Genomic DNA, 20340 nt, shown 5'->3' with positions numbered 1-20340 from the left:
CCGCCGGTCCGCCGGTATTGCCCCCTTGGAAAGGGGGGAGGCGGCCACACGTAGTGGGCATGCCTGGGGGTTTTCCATAACAGTGGCACAATGCGCCCGTACTCAGGCCCTTCCCCAGCCACAGTCGCATCCGCCAATCGGTTCAGCCGTGTCGCGGAAGGTTTCTTAACCAACTAGTGCTTCCCAAAGGGAAGCGAAGGTCAGCGGAATATGAGCGATTCCTCGTCGACGTCTTCGTCCGTCTATAGCGCCTATCAAGGCAATACCTACCTCTTCGGCGGCAATGCGCCCTATGTCGAAGAGATGTACGAAAACTACCTCTCCAATCCGGGCAGCGTGCCCGACAACTGGCGCTCGTACTTCGACGCCCTCCAGAACGTCCCTGCGACCGACGGAACCAACACCAAGGACGTGCCGCACCTGCCGGTCGTCAATGCCTTCGCCGAACGCGCCAAGCAGGGCACCACCAAGGTGGTCGTGGCCAGCGGCGCCGATTCCGAACTCGGCCGCAAGCGCACCGCGGTCCAGCAGCTGATCGCCGCCTACCGCAACGTCGGCGCCCGCTGGGCCGACCTCGATCCGCTCAAGCGCACCGAGCGTCCCGCGATCCCCGAACTCGAGTCCTCGTTCTACGGCTTTGCGGATGCGGACCTCGAAACGGTGTTCAACACGAGCAACACCTTCTTCGGCAAGGAGACGATGTCGCTGCGCGACCTGCTCAATGCGTTGCGCGAAACCTACTGCGGCACCATCGGCGCCGAGTACATGTACATGACCGACCAGGGCCAGAAGCGCTGGTGGCAGCAGAAGCTCGAAAGCGCCCGCACCAACCCGCAGCTGAGCGCCGACCAGAAGAAGCGCGTCCTCGAGCGCCTGACGGCCGCCGAAGGGCTCGAGCGCTTCCTGCACACCAAGTACGTCGGCCAGAAGCGCTTCTCGCTCGAAGGCGGCGAGAGCTTCATCGTTTCGATGGACGAATTGATCAAGCAGGCCGGCATCAAGGGCGTCCAGGAAATCGTGATCGGCATGGCGCACCGCGGTCGCCTGAACGTGCTGGTCAACTCGCTCGGCAAGATGCCGGCCGACCTCTTCGCCGAGTTCGACCACACCGCGCCCGAAGACCTGCCCAGCGGTGACGTCAAGTACCACCAGGGCTTCAGCTCGGACGTGTCGACGCCCGGCGGCCCGGTTCACCTGAGTCTGGCCTTCAACCCTTCGCACCTCGAAATCGTGAACCCGGTCGTGGAAGGTTCGGTGCGCGCCCGCATGGACCGCCGCGCCGACCCGCTCGGCAAGCAGGTGCTGCCGATCATCGTGCACGGCGACGCGGCTTTCGCGGGCCAGGGCGTCGTGATGGAAACGCTGGCGCTGGCCGAAACGCGCGGCTACTCCACCGGCGGCACGGTCCACATCGTGATCAACAACCAGATCGGCTTCACCACGAGCGACCCGCGCGACAGCCGCTCTACGCTGTATTGCACCGACATCGTCAAGATGATCGAGGCACCGGTGCTGCACGTGAATGGTGACGACCCCGAAGCCGTGGTCCTCGCGACCCAACTCGCCCTCGAATTCCGCATGGAGTTCCAGAAGGACGTGGTGGTCGACATCATCTGCTTCCGCAAGCTCGGCCACAACGAGCAGGACACGCCGGCGCTGACGCAGCCGCTGATGTACAAGAAGATCGCGCAGCACCCCGGCACGCGCAAGCTGTACGCCGACAAGCTCGCTGCCCAGGGCCTCGGCGCCACGCTCGGCGACGACATGGTCAAGGCGCAACGCGCGGCCTTCGACGCCGGCAAGAACACGTCCGACCCGGTGCTGACGAACTTCAAGAGCAAGTACGCGGTCGACTGGCATCCCTTCCTGAACAAGAAGTGGACCGACGCCGGCGACACCGCGATCCCCACCGCCGAATGGAAGCGGCTGGCCGAGCGCATCACCAAGGCGCCGGACAACTTCACCGTGCACCCGCTGGTCAAGAAGGTGCTGGACGACCGCGCCGCCATGGGCCGCGGCGACGTCAACGTCGACTGGGGCATGGGCGAGCACATGGCCTTTGCCTCGCTGGTGGCCAGCGGCTATCCGGTGCGCCTGTCGGGCGAGGACAGCGGCCGCGGCACATTCACGCACCGTCACGCCGTGCTGCACGACCAGAACCGTGAGAAGTTCGATGAAGGCACCTATGTGCCGCTGCAGAACGTCGCCGACAACCAGGCGCCCTTCGTCGTGATCGACTCGATCCTGTCGGAAGAAGCCGTGCTCGCCTTCGAATACGGCTATGCCTCGAACGACCCCAACACGCTGGTGATCTGGGAAGCGCAGTTCGGCGACTTCGTCAACGGCGCGCAGGTCGTGATCGACCAGTTCATCGCGTCCGGCGAAGTGAAGTGGGGCCGCGTCAACGGCATCACGCTGATGCTGCCGCACGGCTACGAAGGCCAGGGCCCCGAACACAGCTCGGCGCGCCTCGAGCGCTTCATGCAGCTGTCGGCCGACACCAACATGCAGGTGGTGCAGCCCACCACGGCGAGCCAGATCTTCCACGTGTTGCGTCGCCAGATGGTGCGCAACCTGCGCAAGCCGCTGGTGATCATGACGCCGAAGTCGCTGCTGCGTAACAAGGACGCGACCTCGCCGCTGTCGGAGTTCACCAAGGGCGGCTTCCAGACCGTCATCCCCGACAACAAGGACCTGAAGGCCGAGAAGGTCAAGCGCGTCATCGCCTGCTCCGGCAAGGTCTACTACGACCTGGCAAAGAAGCGCGAGGAGAAGGGCGCCGACGACGTGGCGATCATCCGCGTCGAGCAGCTCTATCCGTTCCCGCACAAGGCCTTCGGCGCCGAGCTGAAGAAGTACCCCAACCTCGTCGACGTGGTGTGGTCGCAGGACGAACCGCAGAACCAGGGCGCCTGGTTCTTCGTGCAGCACTACATCCACGAGAACATGCAGGAAGGCCAGAAGCTGGGCTACTCCGGCCGTGCCGCCTCGGCATCGCCTGCGGTGGGCTACTCGCACCTGCACCAGGAACAGCAGAAGGCGCTGGTCGACGGCGCGTTCGGCAAGCTCAAAGGCTTCGTGCTGACCAAGTAAGAAGAACTCAATTCACCTGCATAAGAAACACGAAGCGGAGCACATAAGAAATGTCCATCGTAGAAGTCAAAGTCCCCCAGTTGTCCGAATCCGTGGCGGAAGCCACGATGCTCCAGTGGAAGAAGAAGGCCGGCGACGCCATCACGGTCGATGAAATCCTGATCGAGATCGAAACCGACAAGGTCGTGCTGGAAGTGCCGGCACCCTCGTCCGGCGTGCTGGCGGAGATCGTGGTCGGCGACGGCGCCACCGTGGTGGCCGACCAGCTGATCGCGAAGATCGACACCGAAGGCAAGGCCGGCGCAGCCGCGCCTGCCGCCGCACCGGCAGCAGCGCCTGCCGCCGCGCCGACGGCGGCTCCGGCCGCTGCGGCCGCCGCCACCGGCGGCGCGAAGTCCGACGTGGCGATGCCCGCCGCGGCCAAGCTCCTCGCGGACAACAAGCTGGGCACCGGCGACGTCGCCGGCACCGGCAAGGACGGCCGCGTGACCAAGGGCGACGTGCTGGGCGCCATTGCGTCGGGCACGACCGCCAAGGTCGCCGCGCCCGTGCCCGCTCCCACGGGCGCGCCGAAGGCAGCATTGCCGCAAGTCGCTTCGCCGGCCGGTTCGCCCGACCTGGGCGACCGTCCGGAAGAACGCGTCCCGATGAGCCGCCTGCGCGCCCGCATCGCCGAGCGCCTGCTGCAGTCGCAATCCACCAACGCGATCCTGACCACCTTCAACGAGGTGAACATGGCGCCCGTCATGGAAATGCGCAAGCGCTTCCAGGAGAAGTTCGAGAAGGAGCACGGCGTCAAGATCGGCTTCATGAGCTTCTTCGTGAAGGCGGCGGTGCATGCCCTCAAGAAGTACCCGGTGCTCAACGCTTCGGTGGACGGCAACGACATCGTCTACCACGGCTACTTCGACATCGGCATCGCGGTCGGTTCGCCGCGCGGCCTGGTGGTTCCGATCCTGCGCAACGCCGACCAGATGAGCTTTGCCGACATCGAGAAGAAGATCGCGGAGTACGGCGCGAAGGCGCGCGACGGCAAGCTGGGCATCGAGGAAATGACCGGCGGTACTTTCTCGATCTCCAACGGTGGCGTGTTCGGCTCGATGCTGTCGACCCCGATCATCAACCCGCCGCAGTCGGCCATCCTGGGCGTGCACGCGACCAAGGACCGCGCCGTGGTGGAGAACGGCCAGATCGTGGTTCGACCGATGAACTACCTCGCGATGAGCTACGACCACCGCATCATCGACGGCCGTGAAGCCGTTCTGGGCCTCGTGGCCATGAAGGAAGCGCTCGAGGATCCGGCGCGCCTGCTGTTTGATATCTAACCCCCAGGCTGCGCGCACTTCGTGTCGCTTCGCCCACCCCCTTGCAGGGGGCAACACCTGCGGCCCGGCAGAGCCGGTTCCGCGGTGTTTCGCGAAGGGGCCAGCGCCTTGGTGTGGCGCGGTGGAAAACTGAAACGGAACAATCAATGAGCAAGCAATTCGACGTCATCGTCATCGGTGGCGGCCCTGGCGGCTACATCGCCGCCATCCGCGCGGCGCAACTGGGCTTCAACGTGGCCTGTGTCGACGAGTGGAAGAACGCCAAGGGCGGTCCGGCGCTCGGCGGCACGTGCACCAACATCGGCTGCATTCCCTCGAAGGCGCTGCTGCAATCGTCCGAGCACTACGAGCACGCGGGGCACAGCTTTGCCGACCACGGCATCAAGGTCGAAGGCCTCGGCCTCGATCTCGCGAAGATGCTGGCGCGCAAGGACAACGTCGTGAAGCAGAACAACGACGGCATCGTTTACCTGTTCAAGAAGAACAAGGTTGCGTTCTTCCATGGGCGCGGCTCGTTCGTCAAGGCCGCGGACGGCGGCTACGAGATCAAGGTGGCGGGTGCCTCGGAAGAGAGCATCAGCGGCAAGCACATCATCGTCGCGACCGGCTCGAATGCGCGTCCGCTGCCGGGCGCGCCCTTCGACGAGGAGAACATCCTCTCGAACGACGGCGCACTGCGCATCGGCGGCGTGCCCAAGAAGCTCGCGCTGATCGGCTCCGGCGTGATCGGCCTCGAGATGGGTTCAGTCTGGCGCCGGCTCGGCGCCGAGGTGACGGTGCTCGAAGCGCTGCCGACCTTCCTGGGCGCGGTGGACGAACAGATCGCCAAGGAAGCCAAGAAGGCCTTCGACAAGCAGGGGCTGAAGATCGAGCTCGGCGTCAAGGTCGGGGAAGTCAAGTCGGGCAAGAAGGGCGTGAGCATCGCCTACACCGACGCCAAGGGCGGCGCACAGTCGCTCGAAGTCGACAAGTTGATCGTCTCGATCGGCCGCGTGCCGAACACCATCGGCCTCAATGCCGAAGCGGTGAGCCTCCAGCTCGACGAGCGCGGCGCGATCGTCGTCGACGACGAGTGCAAGACCAGCCTGCCGAACGTGTGGGCGATCGGCGACGTGGTCCGGGGCCCCATGCTCGCGCACAAGGCGGAAGAAGAGGGCGTGGCGGTGGCAGAGCGCATCGCGGGCCAGCACGGGCACGTCAACTTCAACACCATCCCGTGGGTGATCTACACCTCGCCCGAGATCGCATGGGTGGGCCAGACCGAACAGCAGCTCAAGGCGAGCGGCCGTGCCTACAAGGCCGGGAGCTTCCCGTTCCTCGCGAACGGACGTGCCCGCGCGCTGGGCGACACGACCGGGATGGTCAAGTTCGTGGCGGACGCCGCCACGGACGAGATCCTCGGCGTGCACATGGTCGGTCCGATGGTCAGCGAGCTGATCTCCGAAGCCGTCGTGGCGATGGAGTTCAAGGCCAGCGCGGAAGACATCGCCCGCATCTGCCACGCCCACCCGTCGCTGTCGGAGGCGACGAAGGAAGCGGCCCTGGCCGTCGACAAGCGCACCCTGAACTTCTGACGTGGGCGTCGTCAGGCAGGCCTATGACGCGGAGCTGGCTGCCCGGGGGTTCCAGAGCGACCCCGCGCAGCTGCACGCCGTGGAGGCGCTCGACCGTTGCGCGAGCGAATGGGCCGACTTCAAGGCCCAGCGCTCCAATGCCTTCAAGAAGCTGATCAACCGGCCCGAGATTCCGCGCGGGGTCTACATGTACGGCGGCGTCGGGCGAGGCAAGAGCTTCCTGATGGACTGCTTCTACAACGCAGTTCCGCTCAGGCGCAAGACGCGGCTGCATTTCCACGAGTTCATGCGCGAAGTCCACCGCGAGCTGGCCGATCTCCAGGGCACGGTCAATCCGCTTGACGAGCTCGGGCGCCGCATCGCCAAGCGCTACCGGCTAATCTGCTTCGACGAATTTCACGTTGCGGACATCACCGACGCGATGATCCTGCACCGGCTGCTGGTGGCGCTGTTCGAGAACGGCGTCGGCTTCGTCACGACGTCCAACTTCAAGCCGGACGACCTCTACCCGGGCGGGCTGCACCGCGACCGCATCCTTCCGGCCATCGCGCTGCTGAACGAGCGCCTGGAGGTCATCAGTGTCGACAACGGTACCGACTACCGTCGCCGCACGCTGGAGCAGGTCAAGCTCTACCTCACGCCCAACGGCGCAGCCGCCGACAAGGAAATGCGGAACGCCTTCGAGCGCCTGGCCGAGAGCGCGGACGAAAACCCGATCCTGCACATCGAGTCGCGCGAGATCCACGCGCGGCGAAAGGCGGGGGGCGTGGTCTGGTTCGATTTCAAGACCCTTTGCGGTGGTCCGCGTTCGCAGAATGACTACCTGGAGATCGCGACGCAGTTCCACACGGTCCTGCTGTCCGACGTGCCGTACATGCCGGTGCGGATGGCCTCTGAAGCACGGCGTTTCACCTGGCTCATCGACGTGTTCTACGATCGGCGCGTGAAGCTGATCATGTCCGCCGAAGTGCCTCCCGAGGCGTTGTACACCGAGGGTCCGCTGGCGCACGAGTTCCCGCGGACCGTATCCCGGCTCAACGAGATGCAATCGGCCGAGTTCCTTGCGCTTGAACGCCGTGTTGTCGATACGCGCCTGACATGAAGAACATCGCCCTTGGATTGCTGATCGGCCTGGCTGTGTCGCCCCTCTGGGCGCAGTCCGAGGCCACGAGCGGAGCCACGAACTTCGACGCCGAGCGTGCCCGCCTCGCGCAAGAGCGCAAGGACGTCGATGCCCGCTACGCGACCGAGCAGGCCGCCTGCTACAAGAAATTCGCGGTCGAGGACTGCCTTCAGGAAAGCCGTCGCCGGCGCCGCACGGACGTCGACAACATCAAGCGCCAGGAAGCCGTGATGAACGACTTCGAGCGCAAGCGCCGCGCGGCCGCGGAACTCGACAAGCTCGAGCAGCAGAAGGCGGACCAGCGCGCGCAGGAATCCGAAGCGAAGCGCCAGGAGGCACTGAAGTCGCAGCAGGACCGCGAGCAGCGCGCCGCCGACAATGCGGCCAGCCGCGCGCAACTGGCATCGCAGGCGGCCGCGCGTCAGAAGCAGTTCGACGACAAGCAGCGCACGCATGCCGAAGAACAGGCCAAGGCAGCGCAGCGGCGCGCGGAGGCACCGGCGGCGCGCTCGGACTACGAGGAAAAGCTGAAGAAGGCGCAACAGCACCGCGCGGAGCTCGACAGGCGCAATGCGGCGAACACGAAGCCTCGCTCGGCGCCCCTGCCGACGCCTGGAGAACCCGCGGCAACATCGGCCACGCCACCGAAGCCCGCGACTCCCTGACGGGATCGCAGCCGACGCTCAGTCGGCGGGAAGCGGTTCGAGCTTGACGACGACGATCGAGATGTTGTCGCCTGTTCCGTGCGCGCGGCGTCGGGCCTCGGCGACCAGCAACTCGACGGCGGCGCGTGGCGTCTGGTCCGCCAGCAAGGCGCCCATCTCCTCGGGCCTGAAGTAGTGCCACAGCCCGTCGCTGCAGGCCATCAGGACGTCGCCAGTCTGCAGGCGCGGAACGAGGTGAATGTCCACCGGTGGCGCCGTCGACTTCATGCCCAGGCATCCGAGCAGGATGTTGCTCTGGGGATGCATGTTGGCTTCGTCGTCGTTGATTTCGCCACGGTCCACGAGCACCTGCACGTAGGAGTGGTCCTTGGTGCGCTTGACAAGCGTTCCGTTGTGGAAGTGATAGATGCGCGAGTCGCCGGCGTGGATCCAGGTGCAGTCGCCCTCGGGATTCATGAGGAAGGCGGCGAGGGTGCTGTGCGGTTCCTGCTCGCTGGAGACTGCGGTGAGCTTGATCACCGTATGGGCGTCTTCCAGCAGATGCCGCAGGAGGGCCGAGGCTTCGTCGCGTCCGGGCTTGTAGCGCGAGAAGAGTTGGCGCGCCGTCATCAGGACCTGGTCGGACGCCTTGCGCCCACCGCTGCGACCGCCCATCCCGTCGGCGATGACGCCGAGCACGCACCCTGGGGTTCGGGGGTGGGACATGACCAGGACCTGATCCTGCTGGTAGGGGCGATCCCCCTTGTGGAGACCGGTTGCGGCGGCAAGTCGAAAGCCTCGTGTCATGGGGGCGCGGATGCGCCGATGGCGCGGTCTTTCATGTTGTCGTGCAGGTTGGACGAAGACGTATTATCGAGTGAACACAAGCCGCGGCCGAAGCGCGTCGCTGCAAGATTTCACACTGCCTCCGTTGGACTCCAATCTTCACTCAATTTCGCGACAGCTGATCGAACTCCGGATCGAGCACGCCGACCTCGATGCCACGATCGACCGGCTGGGCGAGGTCGTTCCGCTCGATGAACTCCTGTTGCGGCGGTTGAAGAAGCGGCGTCTCGGGCTGCGCGACGAAATCGCACGGCTCGAACGGTTGCTTGACCCGCAAGAGCCCGCCTGATGTCGATCGAACAAGAGGTGCGCGAGGCCTTCGCGCAGGATGGCGTGCTCTCCCATGCCGCCGAGCAATTCCGTGAGCGCGAGGGGCAGACGCAGATGGCACTTGCCGTGGCGCGCACCATCGACCAGGGGGGCGTGCTCGTGGTCGAGGCCGGCACGGGCGTCGGGAAGACCTTTTCGTACCTCGTGCCTGCGCTCCTGAGCGGGGAGCGCGTGCTGCTGTCGACCGCCACCAAGACCTTGCAGGATCAGCTCTTCGGCCGGGACCTGCCCCGGCTCGTGACAGCGCTGGGATTGCCCGTGCGGACTGCGTTGCTCAAGGGGCGCGCCAGCTATGTGTGCCTGCACCGTCTCGATCTGGCGCGCCACGATGCGTCGCTGCCGGAACGGGGCTCGCTGCGGACGCTCGCGAAGATCGAGCAATGGTCCAAGGCCACGCGCACGGGCGACCTGGCCGAGCTCCCTGGACTGGACGAGCGCTCGCCCTTGATTCCGCTGGTGACCTCCACGCGCGACAACTGCCTGGGTGCGCAGTGCCCGCAGTTCAAGCCGTGCCACGTCAATCTCGCGCGACGTGAGGCGATGGCGGCGGACGTCGTGGTCATCAACCACCATCTGTTCTTCGCGGATCTGGCGGTGCGCGAGTCGGGCATGGCGGAGTTGCTGCCCACCGTGCGGGTCGTGGTCTTCGACGAGGCCCACCAGCTCAATGAAACCGGGGTGCAGTTCCTGGGCGTCCAACTCGGCAGCGGCCAGGCCTTGGACTTCGCGCGCGACCTGCTTGCAGCGGGGCTCCAGCAAGCGCGGGGCCTGGTCGACTGGCAGCAACTCGTGGCGGGCGTCGAACGTGGCGCGCGTGAGTTGCGGCTGTCGGCGGGTAAACAGTATCCCGGCGCAAAGTTGCGCTGGGCAGGCGAATCGCCGGAGGGCGTCCCCGCGCAATCGTGGCGAGAAGCGCTCGATGCCTTGCAGGCTGCCTTCGCGGAAGCCGCACGGGGCCTCGATACCGTGAGCGAACTGTCACCCGATTTCGTCCGGCTCCATGACCGCGCGCAACAACTGTCGGAACGCGCGAGGCGTTTCGCCGACGCCTGTCCCGCCGGATCGGTGCGTTGGGTGGATGTGGGCACGCAGCTGAGATTGATCGAGTCTCCGCTGGACATCGCGGAGGCAGTGCGGACGCGCGTTCTCAAGTCTGGCGCCGAGGGAGCGGAAGAGGGCGGGCGTGCCTGGGTGTTTACGTCCGCGACGCTCGGCGACGATCCGAGGCTGCGCTGGTTCACCGAGCCCTGCGGGCTCGACGATGCCGAGGTGCTGCGCGTGCAGAGTCCGTTCGACTATGCCCGGCAGGCCGCGCTCTACGTGCCACGTGCATTCCCCAAGCCGAACGACCCGGCGCACAGCCAGCGGGTCGCGGAACTCGCTGCCCGTGGTGCTGCCGTCCTCGGCGGCCGCACGCTGGTCCTCACGACGACCCTGCGCGCGTTGAGGACGATCGGCGATGCGATGCGGCAGCAACTGGAGCATCTGGAGCCCGGGAGCCGTCCCGAAGTGCTGGTCCAGGGTGAGTTGCCGAAGCGCGTCCTGATGGATCGTTTCCGCGAAGGGGATTCCGGCGGACGCGCCGGCTGCGTGCTCGTGGCCTCGGCCTCGTTCTGGGAGGGCTTCGACGCACCCGGCGATGCCCTGCAACTGGTCGTGATCGACAAGCTGCCCTTTCCGCCTCCCAACGATCCGCTGGTCGAGGCGCGCTCCCAGCGTCTCGAATCACAGGGACGGAGTTCCTTCAGCGACTATTCCCTGCCCGAGGCCGCCGTCGCGCTCAAACAGGGCGCCGGTCGACTGATCCGGCGGGAAACCGACATGGGCGTGCTCGTGATCTGCGACACGCGCCTCGTCGCCATGGGCTACGGCCGCCGCCTCCTCGCCGCGCTGCCACCCATGCGCAGGATCGAGACCGAAACAGAATTCGACGCCGCCGTCGCGGCGCTAAAAGAAGCCGCGCCGTCAGACGCCGATTGATGCGGCCGCCGCCGGGCCGCCCCAAGGCGGGCCGCGCCTCCCCCTCGGGGGGTGGAGTTACACGCAGCGAAGCGAAGTGAAAAGCCGGGGGGCTACCAAACCTTCCACCAGGGATCGTCCTTGGCCCGGAATCCGCGCGTCAGGTATTCGCTCTTCGGATAGTTGGTCGTCAGCACGCGCTGAGTGTCGTCACGCAGATCGGTCATGCCGAGCTTGTCGTAGGACATGTACATGATGTAGAGCGCCTCTTCGAGCGCGGGCACCTCGCGGTAATCTGCCAGCGCCAGCTGCGCACGATTGATGGCGGCCAGGTAGGCACCACGGTTGTAGTAATAGCGGGCCACGTGAACTTCATACTGCGCCAGCGAATTGACGATGTAGTTCATCCGTTGCCGCGCATCCGGCGTGTAGCGCGATTCGGGGAAGCGCGTCACCAGTTCCTTGAAGGACTCGAACGATTCCTTTGCGGCCTTCTGGTCACGTTCCGACAGGTCCTGGCGCGTCATGAATGCGAACATGCCCAGGTCGTCGTTGAAGTTGATCACGCCTTTCAGGTAGAGCGCATAGTCGACCGCCGGACTGGCCGGATGGAGCTTCATGAAGCGATCGAGCGTCGCGACGGCCTGCACCTTGTCGCCCGCCTTGAACTGGGCATACGCCTTGTCGAGCTGCGCCTGTTGGGCGAGCGGCGTGCCGGCGGCGCGGCCTTCGAGCTTCTCGTACAGCGGAACAGCCTTGTCGAAGGCCCCCGAGTCCACTTCGTCCTTGGCTTCGGAGTAGATCCGGTTGGGGCTCCAGTTCGCGGTCTTGTCGGCCGGAGTCGACGAACACCCGGCCGCCAGCCAGACGGCGGCACAGAGGGCCAGCCAGCCTGGGACAACCGATAATTTGGCGCGAAACATCAGATAAGGCTTTCGTGAAACAGTTGCCCTCAATTATATCGGCCGACCCCCTGGGCCCTACCCCGGAAGGCGCCGACCATGACGAGGGTGCGGACCTGTCGGATGCCAGCGAAGTTCGCACCTTCCTGATTGGCGAGGCTCAGCACGGGCAGCGGCTGGATCGCGCATTGGCCGCCCTGGTGCCCGAGTTCTCGCGCAGTTACCTCCAGCAACTGATCGACGCCGGCATGGTCGAGCTTCAGGGGCGGGTGGTGACCAAGACGTCGGCGACGGTGCATGCGGGCGAAGCCGGGCGCATCGAGTTGCGCCCCACGCCGCAGAGCCAGGCCTTCCGACCGGAGGCCATGGCGCTCGACGTGCGGTACGAGGACGATCATCTGCGCATCATCGACAAGCCCGTGGGCCTCGTCGTCCATCCGGCGCCGGGCAACTGGAGCGGGACCCTGCTGAACGGACTGCTCGCCCTCGATCCGCGGGCGGCGCTCCTGCCGCGCGCCGGCATCGTGCATCGACTTGACAGGGACACCAGCGGGCTGATGGTTGTCGCGCGCAGCCGCGCGGCGATGGATGCGCTCGTCGCGCTCATCGCGGCGCGCGAGGTAAGGCGCCAGTATCTTGCGCTCGCCCACCGCACCTGGCAGGGCGCCAGCGCGCGGCACGTCGACACCCCGATCGGACGCGACCCGCGCAACCGGCTCCGCATGGCCGTTGTCGACCTGGAGCGACATTCAGGCAAGCCCGCGCACACGCTGATCGAGGCGCTCGATACCAACGACCTGGGATGCGCCGTGCGCTGCACCCTGGAAACCGGTCGGACGCACCAGATCCGCGTCCACATGGCATCGATCGGTCATCCGCTCGTCGGCGACGCGCTCTACGGAGGCGCCAATGCGGCGGGTCTGACGCGTCAGGGCCTGCATGCGTTCAGGCTCGGCTTCAAGCATCCCGTGACCGGCGAGGCGATGGAGTTCCTGTCCCCGCCGCCACCCGATCTCGCTCAGGGTTTTTCCGAGTGGGGGCTGGATTACAATTCCGCCTGACGGTCCCGAGGGCCGCGCCGGCCATCCGATGCCGGCCTCGCGTTGCAATCGCCGCGTGCCTGCAGCGCCTCCTTTCATCCATCTGAACTAGCGTCCCCGAGGCGCCTTTTCCCGGATAACGCGAACCATGAATACGGCGGATGCCAAGCGCATTCTCGAAACCGCCTTGATCTGTTCGACCCAGCCGTTGCCGGTGCGCGAACTGCGCGTGCTGTTCGACGACGAACTGGGCTCCGACACGATCAAGTCGCTGTTGCTCGAACTGCAGGAAGACTGGTCGCAACGCGGCCTGGAACTCGTGAGCGTCGGCACCGGCTGGCGCTTCCAGAGCCGCCCCGAACTTCGTGACCACCTTGATCGCCTGCACCCCGAGAAGCCCCCGCGCTACACGCGCGCTGCCCTCGAGACGCTGGCCATCATTGCCTACCGGCAGCCGGTGACGCGCGGCGACATGGAAGACATCCGTGGCGTCACCATCAACTCGTTGATCCTCAAGCAGCTTGAGGACCGCAACTGGGTGGAAGTCATCGGACACCGCGAGACCGTCGGGCGACCGGCCCTTTATGCGACCACCCGGCAGTTTCTCGACGACCTGGGCCTTGCTTCGCTGGACCAGTTGCCGGTGATCGAGTCGCCATCGCAGCAGGGCGCCCTGATCGACGCCCTCGACCGCGCGGCCGGCGAACAGCAGCCGACGCTGCCGATCGATGAGATCGCTGTGCAGCCGGAGGCGAGCGCTGTCGAGGCGAGCACGGAAGGCGAGGCGCCCTCGGCCGACGCCACGACGGAGCTTGCTGAGACCGCCACGACCGAGCCCGTGATCGAAGCGGAAGCCGAGACGCCGCACGACCTTGCCGCCGAAGCCGAAGCTTTCGCCCCGACGGAATCCCAACCCCCATCCCCTTCTCCCGTCGACGCAGATGCCGAGGCATCGCCCGATGAGGCCGACACCACCGCTGTCCCTTCCGGAACCCGACCATGAGCCCCACAGATCCCGATGACGCAGCCACGCTGCCGGCCGAACCTGTTTCCGAGGAGCGCGCGACGGACGTGCCGGTGCAGCCTGAAGACGGTGCCGGCCTCCCGCCGCTCGCCGGCGACGCGGCCGAGGCGCCGCGCAAGCGCCGTCCGCGCCGGCGCAAGCCTGCTGCGGAAGTGTCCGCGGAGGCGGCATCCGAAGAGGCCGTCCAGTCTGCCGAGCCGATCGAGCCGATCGAGCCTGAGGCCGAACAGCCACCCGCACGAGCCCCGGAACCGCCTCCCGAGGTGAGGGCTTCCGAGGCGGACGAGGACGAGGACGACGAGGAAGAAGAGCCGGACGAAGAGGAAGACGACCTCGATCGCGCACGCCGCGCCGCCGAGCGCGAGCAGCGCAACGCGCCGCCGCCGGAGCCGATCCGCTTCGCCGACGTCATTTCGGGCCAGTTCGATGCCGACGAGGAAAGTCCGGAAGTTCCGCCGCTGAAGCGGGTGCTGTTGCCGGAAGCCGATTCGCCGAAGCTCCACAAGGTGCTGGCGCAGGCGGGCCTGGGTTCGCGCCTCGAGATGGAACAGCTCATCCTGCAAGGGCGGATCTCGGTCAACAACGAGCCGGCCCACATCGGCCAGCGCATCCAGTTCGGCGATCAGGTCAAGATCAATGGCAAGCCGATCCGCTACCGGATCGCACCGCCGCCGGCGCGCGTCATCGCGTATCACAAGCCCGTCGGCGAGGTCGTGACGCACGACGATCCGCAGAACCGGCCGACCGTGTTCCGCAAGCTGCCGCGCCTGCAGCAGGGCAAGTGGCAATCCGTGGGCCGTCTGGACCTGAACACGGAAGGCCTTTTGCTGTTCACCAGTTCGGGCGAACTGGCCAACCAGCTGATGCATCCCCGTTTCGGGCTGGAGCGCGAATACGCGGTGCGTGTGCTCGGTGCGCTCAGCAGCGAGGAAAAGCAGCGCCTGCTCGAAGGGGTTCGCCTCGACGACGGCATGGCCCATTTCGGCACGATCGAGGAAGGCGGCGGCGAAGGATCCAACTGCTGGTATCGCGTGACCATCTCGGAAGGGCGCAACCGCGAGGTTCGCCGCCTTTTCGAGGCGGTGGGGCATGCCGTCAGCCGACTGATCCGCATCCGTTATGGCGCCATGGTGCTGCCGCGCGGCCTCAAGCGAGGCGCTTGGATGGAACTCGACGAGCGCGACATCCGGGCGCTGTTCCAGGCTGCGGGCGGGTCCGGCGAGCGCCAGGCGCGTCCCGGGGCCGGTCCGAGGGGCCAGCAAGGGCAGGGCCCGGACGGCGGCGGCAGTCGCAACAACCGCAATCGCAAGCGACGCGGCAACCGGAACGGCGGTGCCGGCGGTCCTCAAGGGGAGGAGCGCGAGGCGCCCATCCCGAATCCGCTGGCCCACGGTCCGGGCGCACGTTCCGACCGGGGCATGGGCGGCGGCAAGGGGCCGCCGCAAGGCCGCCGGAACAACCGGGGCGATCGCCAGGGACAAGGGCAAGGGCAGGGCGGGCAACAGGGCCGCAATCGCCAGGGCGACGATCGTCCGCCAGGCGGAGCGAACCAGCCAGACCCGATGAAGACCTCGCTCGGCTATATCGGCGCCGACAGTTTCTCGCGCCAGCGCAAGGAACAGCGCCAGGGGCCACGCCGTGGCGGACCCCCGGGCGGCAATTTCGGCGGACAAGGTGGCGGTCGCCGCCGCGGTCGCTGACAATCAGCGCGACCGGCGGTCTTTCGCCCGCTTATTGCGGGTTGACCCTAACGCGCTGGTTAAAATCATAGGCTTTGTCGAAGGCCGCGACGTGTGCGTTGCGGCATTGACGGAACCCATCCAGATTCAAGCTCTCAAGAAAGCACTCTCATGGCCATCGAACGCACCCTCTCCATCATCAAGCCCGACGCAGTCGCCAAGAATGTCATCGGCAAGATCGTCTCCCGCTTCGAGGCCGCCGGCCTCAAGATCGTGGCAGCCAAGCTGGTGCACCTGTCGCGCAACGAAGCCGAGCAGTTCTACGCCGTCCACAAGGAGCGTCCCTTCTTCAAGGACCTGGTCGAGTTCATGATCTCCGGCCCGGTGTTCGTGCAAGTGCTCGAAGGTGAAGACGCCATCGCCAAGAACCGCGACCTGATGGGCGCGACCGACCCCAAGAAGGCTGCCGCCGGCACCATCCGCGCCGACTTCGCCGACAGCATCGATGCCAACGCCGTGCACGGCTCGGACGCCCCCGAAACCGCGAAGAACGAAGTCGCCTTCTTCTTCGCCGGCCTCAACGTCTACGCACGCTGAGGTTCAGCCCCCCTGACGCGATGACCACGGCCAACCTGCTCGACTTCGATCTGGAGGGATTGGCCGCGTTCTGCGAACGGCTGGGCGAAAAGCGCTTCCGCGCGACGCAGCTCTTCCGCTGGATCCACCAGCGCGGAGCAAGCGAATTCGCGCACATGACGGATCTCGCGAAGTCGCTGCGCGAAAAGCTCGCGACGACGGCGCGCGTCGAGGCGCTGCCGGTCATCACGCAGCACGAATCCGCCGACGGGACCATCAAGTGGCTGTTCGACGTCGGTGATGGCAATGCGGTCGAGGCCGTGTTCATTCCCGAGGACGATCGCGGCACGCTTTGCGTGTCCTCGCAGGCCGGATGCGCCGTCGGCTGCCGTTTCTGCTCGACTGGGCACCAAGGCTTCAGCCGCAACCTCACGACCGGCGAAATCATCGCCCAGCTGTGGTTTGCCGAGCACTTCCTGCGCAAGCACCTGAAGCGCGACGAGCGGGTCATTTCCAACGTCGTGATGATGGGCATGGGCGAGCCGTTGCAGAACTACGCTGCGCTCGTGCCGGCGCTGCGCACGATGCTCGACGACAACGCGTATGGCCTGTCGCGCCGGCGCGTCACGGTGTCGACCTCCGGCGTGGTTCCGATGATCGACCGGCTCGGCGGCGATTGCCCCGTCGCGCTCGCGGTCTCCCTGCACGCGCCGAACGACCCGCTGCGCGACGACCTCGTGCCGCTCAATCGCAAGTACCCGATCGCCGAGTTGCTGGAAGCCTGCAAGCGCTACCTCGCGCACGCGCCGCGCGACTTCATCACTTTCGAATACTGCATGCTCGACGGCGTCAACGACCAACCGGAACATGCGCGCCAACTGGTCGAACTGGTTCGCTCGCAGGGCGTGTCCTGCAAGTTCAACCTGATCCCCTTCAATCCATTTCCTGCATCCGGTCTGCTGCGCTCGCCGCAACCCCGGGTGCTGTCCTTCGCCAGGGTGCTGAGCGAAGCAGGTATCGTCACCACGGTCCGAAAGACGCGTGGCGACGACATCGACGCCGCCTGTGGCCAACTGGCGGGCGATGTGAAAGACCGCACCCATGCGGCCGAGCGCATGGCGCAGCGGCGCACCGTCATATTGCATCCGGCCCGTCCGAAGGCCGTCACATCCAAAACCGAGGAGCAATGATTCGATGAGCAAGGCCTTTCCGACCGCGCAGAAACTGGCGACGCAGGCGCTCCTTGGCGTTGCCGCCGTTTTCCTGCTGGCCTCGTGTGCCAGCAAGAATCCCCCTGCGCCGAGTTCCGCCGGTAGTGCCGCAGCCATCATGACCGAATCGGACGAGACGAACGCGCGCATGCGCGCCAAGTTGCGCGTCGAACTGGCGATCGGCTACTTCCAGGCAGGCCAGACCACGGTGGCGCTCGACGAGATCAAGCAGGCTGTTGCGGCGGATCCGACCTTTTCGGACGCCTACAACCTCCGCGGACTCATCTACATGCGGCTCGACGATCCCAGCTCCGCCGAGGACAGCTTTCGCCGTGCGATCGCGCTGAACCCGCGCGAGCCCAATGTCCTGCACAACTACGGATGGCTCCTGTGCCAGCAGAATCGCTACGCCGACGCGCAGCAGCAGTTCTCTGCAGCGCTCGCCATGCCCAACTATTCCGACCGCGCGAAGACGCTGATGACCCAGGGCATCTGCCAACTGAAGGCGGGCCAGCGGGCCGAAGCCGAGCGCAGCCTCACGCAGGCCTATGAGATCGACGCCGGCAATCCTGTGATCGGCTACAACCTGGCGTCGATCCTCGCGCAGCGCGAAGAATGGTCGCGCGCGCAGTTCTACATCCGCCGCGTCAACAACAGTCCGTCAGCCAACGCCGAGACCTTGTGGCTCGGCATCAAGATCGAACGTCAGCTCAACAACCGCGAGGCGATCTCGCAGTTGGCGAGCCAGCTGCAGCGGCGCTTCCCCCAGTCGCGGGAGGCGATTGCGTACGAGCGCGGGAATTTCAATGATTGAGCGGGCGAGTGAATTCGGGGCCTCCGCGGCGGTGCCCCTGGTCGGGGGCGACAGCACGCACATGACCGCCGGCGACATGCTGCGCGAAGCGCGGGAAGCACACGGGCTGCACATCGACATGGTGGCGGCCGCGCTCAAGGTCTCCCCGCAGAAGCTGGCAGCACTCGAAGCCGATGACATCGACGCCCTGCCGGACCCGGTGTTTGCGCGCGCCCTGGCCGCGAGCGTGTGCAGGGCGCTGCGGATCGATCCCACGCCGGTGTTGGCCAAGCTGCCGGGCGCCCTGAAGCCGGGTCTTGCGGACGCCGACCGGACCATCAGTCGGAGCCTGCGTTCGGCTTCGCCCCGATCGGGTGCAGGGTCGAACTGGCTGCCTTCGCGGCCCCTCCTGATCGTGGTGGTGCTGCTGTTGATCGGGGCTGCGGTCCTGTTCTGGCTGCCGCAGTCGATCTTCGACCAGGTCGGTGCTTCCATCGCGCACCTGACCGCCCGTGAACCGAGCGACGAGGCGTCCAAATCTTCCACGGCGCCGTCGGGCGCCCCCGCCGGGACCGCAACTGAATCCACTGCGCCTGCCGCGCCTGTCCCGCCGCTGGCGGAAACTCCCCCTGCACCGCCGGTGGCCGCAGCCCCCGAAGCGCCCGTCGCCAACGACCTGATCGCTTTCACGGTGCGCGAGGACTCGTGGATCACCGTGACCGAGGCGGGCGGCAAGGAACTGTTGCGACGCACGGTCAAGGCGGGCGAAACCGTCGGCCTGACGGGCACGCTGCCGCTGAAGGTGGTTGTCGGTCGCGCCGCGGGCGTAGAGGTACGGGTTCGCGGCAAGGCCTACGACCTTGCGCCCGTCACGCGTTCCGGCGGTGTGGCACGCTTCGAGATCAAATCCTGAGCCCACACACCATGACCGACATCCCCGGCGCCATCGGCTGCCTCCCGATTGAACCCGCCGCTCCGAAGGCGCGCCGCTCCCGCCAGGCGAACGTGGTCTGGGGGCCTCGCACCGTCACCGTGGGCGGCGATGCGCCGGTGCGCGTCCAGTCGATGACGAACACCGATACGGTGGATGCCATCGGCACCGCCATCCAGGTCAAGGAACTCGCGCTGGCCGGCTCCGAAATGGTGCGGATCACCGTCAACACGCCCGAGGCGGCGGCGCAGGTGCCGTATATCCGCGAGCAACTCGATCGCATGGGCGTCGACGTGCCGCTGATCGGCGACTTCCACTACAACGGCCATCGCCTGCTCACCGACTACCCGGCCTGCGCCGAGGCGCTCAGCAAGTACCGGATCAACCCCGGCAACGTCGGCAAGGGCGACAAGCGCGACCGCCAATTCGGCCAGATGATCGATGCGGCCATGCGCTGGAACAAGCCGGTCCGCATCGGCGTCAACTGGGGCAGCCTCGACCAGGAGTTGCTCGCCAGCCTGATGGACACCAACAGCCGGCGTGCCGAACCCTGGGACGCCAAGCAGGTGATGTACGAGGCGCTGGTGACCTCGGCCATCGATTCCGCGAAGCTCGCCGAGTCGATGGGCATGAACGGCAACCAGATCATCCTGAGCTGCAAGGTCAGCGGCGTTCAGGACCTGATCTCGGTCTACCGCGAGTTGGCCAAACGCTGCGACTACACCCTGCACCTGGGCCTGACCGAGGCCGGCATGGGCACCAAGGGCACCGTGGCCTCGGCCACCGCGCTCTCGATCCTGCTGCAGGAAGGCATCGGCGACACGATCCGCGTCTCGCTCACGCCGCAGCCGGGCGAATCGCGCACCCAGGAAGTCGTGATCGCCAACGAAATCCTGCAGGCGCTTGGCCTTCGCGTTTTCGTGCCCAGCGTCACGGCATGCCCCGGCTGCGGCCGCACGACGAGCACCACCTTCCAGGAACTCGCCAAGCAGATCGACGACTACCTGCGCATGCAGATGCCGGTCTGGCGCACCAAGTACCCGGGCGTCGAGACGATGAAGGTCGCCGTGATGGGCTGCATCGTCAACGGCCCGGGCGAGAGCAAGCATGCCGACATCGGCATCAGCCTGCCCGGCACCGGCGAAGCGCCCGCGGCGCCGGTCTTCATCGACGGCCAGAAGGCGCTCACGCTGCGCGGCGACAACATCGCCAACGAGTTCCACCAACTGGTCGAAAACTACATTGAAAAGCGCTTTGGCAGCGAGTCCGCTGCGCAGGTCGCCTGATCTC

17 protein-coding genes are annotated in these 20340 nt (G+C 66.3%); 15 read left to right on the top strand and 2 right to left on the bottom strand.

What is annotated here, in order from left to right; all coding sequences use genetic code 11:
- The first annotated feature begins 210 nt into the window (after positions 1-210).
- From ACSFBL_RS26390 to ACSFBL_RS26370, 5 genes are all read left to right on the top strand, one after another.
- Complete coding sequence (locus ACSFBL_RS26390; protein WP_435518783.1) at positions 211-3093, top strand: 2-oxoglutarate dehydrogenase E1 component; 2883 nt, start codon at positions 211-213, stop codon at positions 3091-3093.
- A gap of 50 nt (positions 3094-3143) precedes the next feature.
- Positions 3144-4418 carry a 2-oxoglutarate dehydrogenase complex dihydrolipoyllysine-residue succinyltransferase gene (gene odhB, locus ACSFBL_RS26385; RefSeq protein ID WP_435518782.1) on the top strand — a complete coding sequence of 425 codons (1275 nt, stop codon included), beginning with the start codon at positions 3144-3146 and terminating at the stop codon, positions 4416-4418.
- 146 nt (positions 4419-4564) lie between these two features.
- The gene (gene lpdA, locus ACSFBL_RS26380; RefSeq protein WP_435518781.1) at positions 4565-5992 is read left to right on the top strand and encodes a dihydrolipoyl dehydrogenase; all 1428 of its coding nucleotides are present in this window, start codon (positions 4565-4567) and stop codon (positions 5990-5992) included.
- Between the two features lies 1 nt (position 5993).
- Positions 5994-7094, top strand: a complete 1101-nt coding sequence (gene zapE / locus ACSFBL_RS26375) for a cell division protein ZapE (RefSeq protein WP_435518780.1) — start codon at positions 5994-5996, stop codon at positions 7092-7094.
- Positions 7091-7780: a hypothetical protein gene (locus tag ACSFBL_RS26370; RefSeq protein WP_435518779.1), complete on the top strand. Its 690-nt coding sequence runs from the start codon at positions 7091-7093 to the stop codon at positions 7778-7780. The genes zapE and ACSFBL_RS26370 overlap by 4 nt, the downstream gene beginning before the upstream one ends.
- 18 nt (positions 7781-7798) lie before the next feature.
- On the opposite strand, the gene ACSFBL_RS26365 is transcribed toward ACSFBL_RS26370, so the two are convergent.
- Complete coding sequence (locus tag ACSFBL_RS26365; RefSeq protein WP_435518778.1) at positions 7799-8566, bottom strand: PP2C family protein-serine/threonine phosphatase; 768 nt, start codon at positions 8564-8566, stop codon at positions 7799-7801.
- A 124-nt stretch (positions 8567-8690) separates the two neighbouring features.
- Here ACSFBL_RS26365 and ACSFBL_RS26360 point away from each other — a divergent pair, with 124 nt between their 5' ends.
- A complete protein-coding gene (locus tag ACSFBL_RS26360) occupies positions 8691-8894 on the top strand; it encodes a DUF465 domain-containing protein (RefSeq protein ID WP_435518777.1) in 204 nt (67 codons plus the stop codon).
- A complete protein-coding gene (locus ACSFBL_RS26355) occupies positions 8894-10915 on the top strand; it encodes a DNA repair helicase YoaA (protein WP_435518776.1) in 2022 nt (673 codons plus the stop codon). The genes ACSFBL_RS26360 and ACSFBL_RS26355 overlap by 1 nt, the downstream gene beginning before the upstream one ends.
- Before the next feature lie 92 nt (positions 10916-11007).
- Here ACSFBL_RS26355 and ACSFBL_RS26350 read toward each other — a convergent pair whose 3' ends face one another.
- The gene (locus tag ACSFBL_RS26350) at positions 11008-11817 is read right to left on the bottom strand and encodes an outer membrane protein assembly factor BamD (protein WP_435518775.1); all 810 of its coding nucleotides are present in this window, start codon (positions 11815-11817) and stop codon (positions 11008-11010) included.
- A 23-nt stretch (positions 11818-11840) separates the two neighbouring features.
- Here ACSFBL_RS26350 and ACSFBL_RS26345 point away from each other — a divergent pair, with 23 nt between their 5' ends.
- The 8 genes from ACSFBL_RS26345 (at position 11841) to ispG (ending at position 20336) form a co-directional block, all read left to right on the top strand.
- Positions 11841-12857: an RluA family pseudouridine synthase gene (locus ACSFBL_RS26345; RefSeq protein WP_435518828.1), complete on the top strand. Its 1017-nt coding sequence runs from the start codon at positions 11841-11843 to the stop codon at positions 12855-12857.
- A gap of 127 nt (positions 12858-12984) precedes the next feature.
- A complete protein-coding gene (scpB, locus tag ACSFBL_RS26340; protein WP_435518774.1) occupies positions 12985-13839 on the top strand; it encodes an SMC-Scp complex subunit ScpB in 855 nt (284 codons plus the stop codon).
- A complete protein-coding gene (locus ACSFBL_RS26335; protein WP_435518773.1) occupies positions 13836-15560 on the top strand; it encodes a pseudouridine synthase in 1725 nt (574 codons plus the stop codon). The genes scpB and ACSFBL_RS26335 overlap by 4 nt, the downstream gene beginning before the upstream one ends.
- A 150-nt stretch (positions 15561-15710) precedes the next feature.
- Positions 15711-16136 carry a nucleoside-diphosphate kinase gene (gene ndk, locus ACSFBL_RS26330; protein WP_286597970.1) on the top strand — a complete coding sequence of 142 codons (426 nt, stop codon included), beginning with the start codon at positions 15711-15713 and terminating at the stop codon, positions 16134-16136.
- Between the two features lie 20 nt (positions 16137-16156).
- Positions 16157-17305, top strand: a complete 1149-nt coding sequence (gene rlmN / locus ACSFBL_RS26325) for a dual-specificity RNA methyltransferase RlmN (protein ID WP_435518772.1) — start codon at positions 16157-16159, stop codon at positions 17303-17305.
- 4 nt (positions 17306-17309) lie between these two features.
- Complete coding sequence (pilW, locus tag ACSFBL_RS26320) at positions 17310-18140, top strand: type IV pilus biogenesis/stability protein PilW (protein ID WP_435518771.1); 831 nt, start codon at positions 17310-17312, stop codon at positions 18138-18140.
- Entirely contained in the window at positions 18133-19032 is a 900-nt protein-coding gene (locus ACSFBL_RS26315) for a helix-turn-helix domain-containing protein (protein ID WP_435518770.1), read from the top strand. The genes pilW and ACSFBL_RS26315 overlap by 8 nt, the downstream gene beginning before the upstream one ends.
- A gap of 11 nt (positions 19033-19043) precedes the next feature.
- Positions 19044-20336, top strand: coding sequence for a flavodoxin-dependent (E)-4-hydroxy-3-methylbut-2-enyl-diphosphate synthase (ispG, locus tag ACSFBL_RS26310; RefSeq protein ID WP_435518769.1), 1293 nt, complete (start codon positions 19044-19046; stop codon positions 20334-20336).
- Positions 20337-20340 lie beyond the last annotated feature (4 nt).

This window comes from Variovorax glacialis (genome assembly GCF_051216375.1).
Taxonomy (GTDB): Bacteria; Pseudomonadota; Gammaproteobacteria; order Burkholderiales; family Burkholderiaceae_C; genus Variovorax.
Note: the sequence above shows the minus strand (reverse complement) of the source record. Positions and strands in the feature narration are given on the sequence as shown.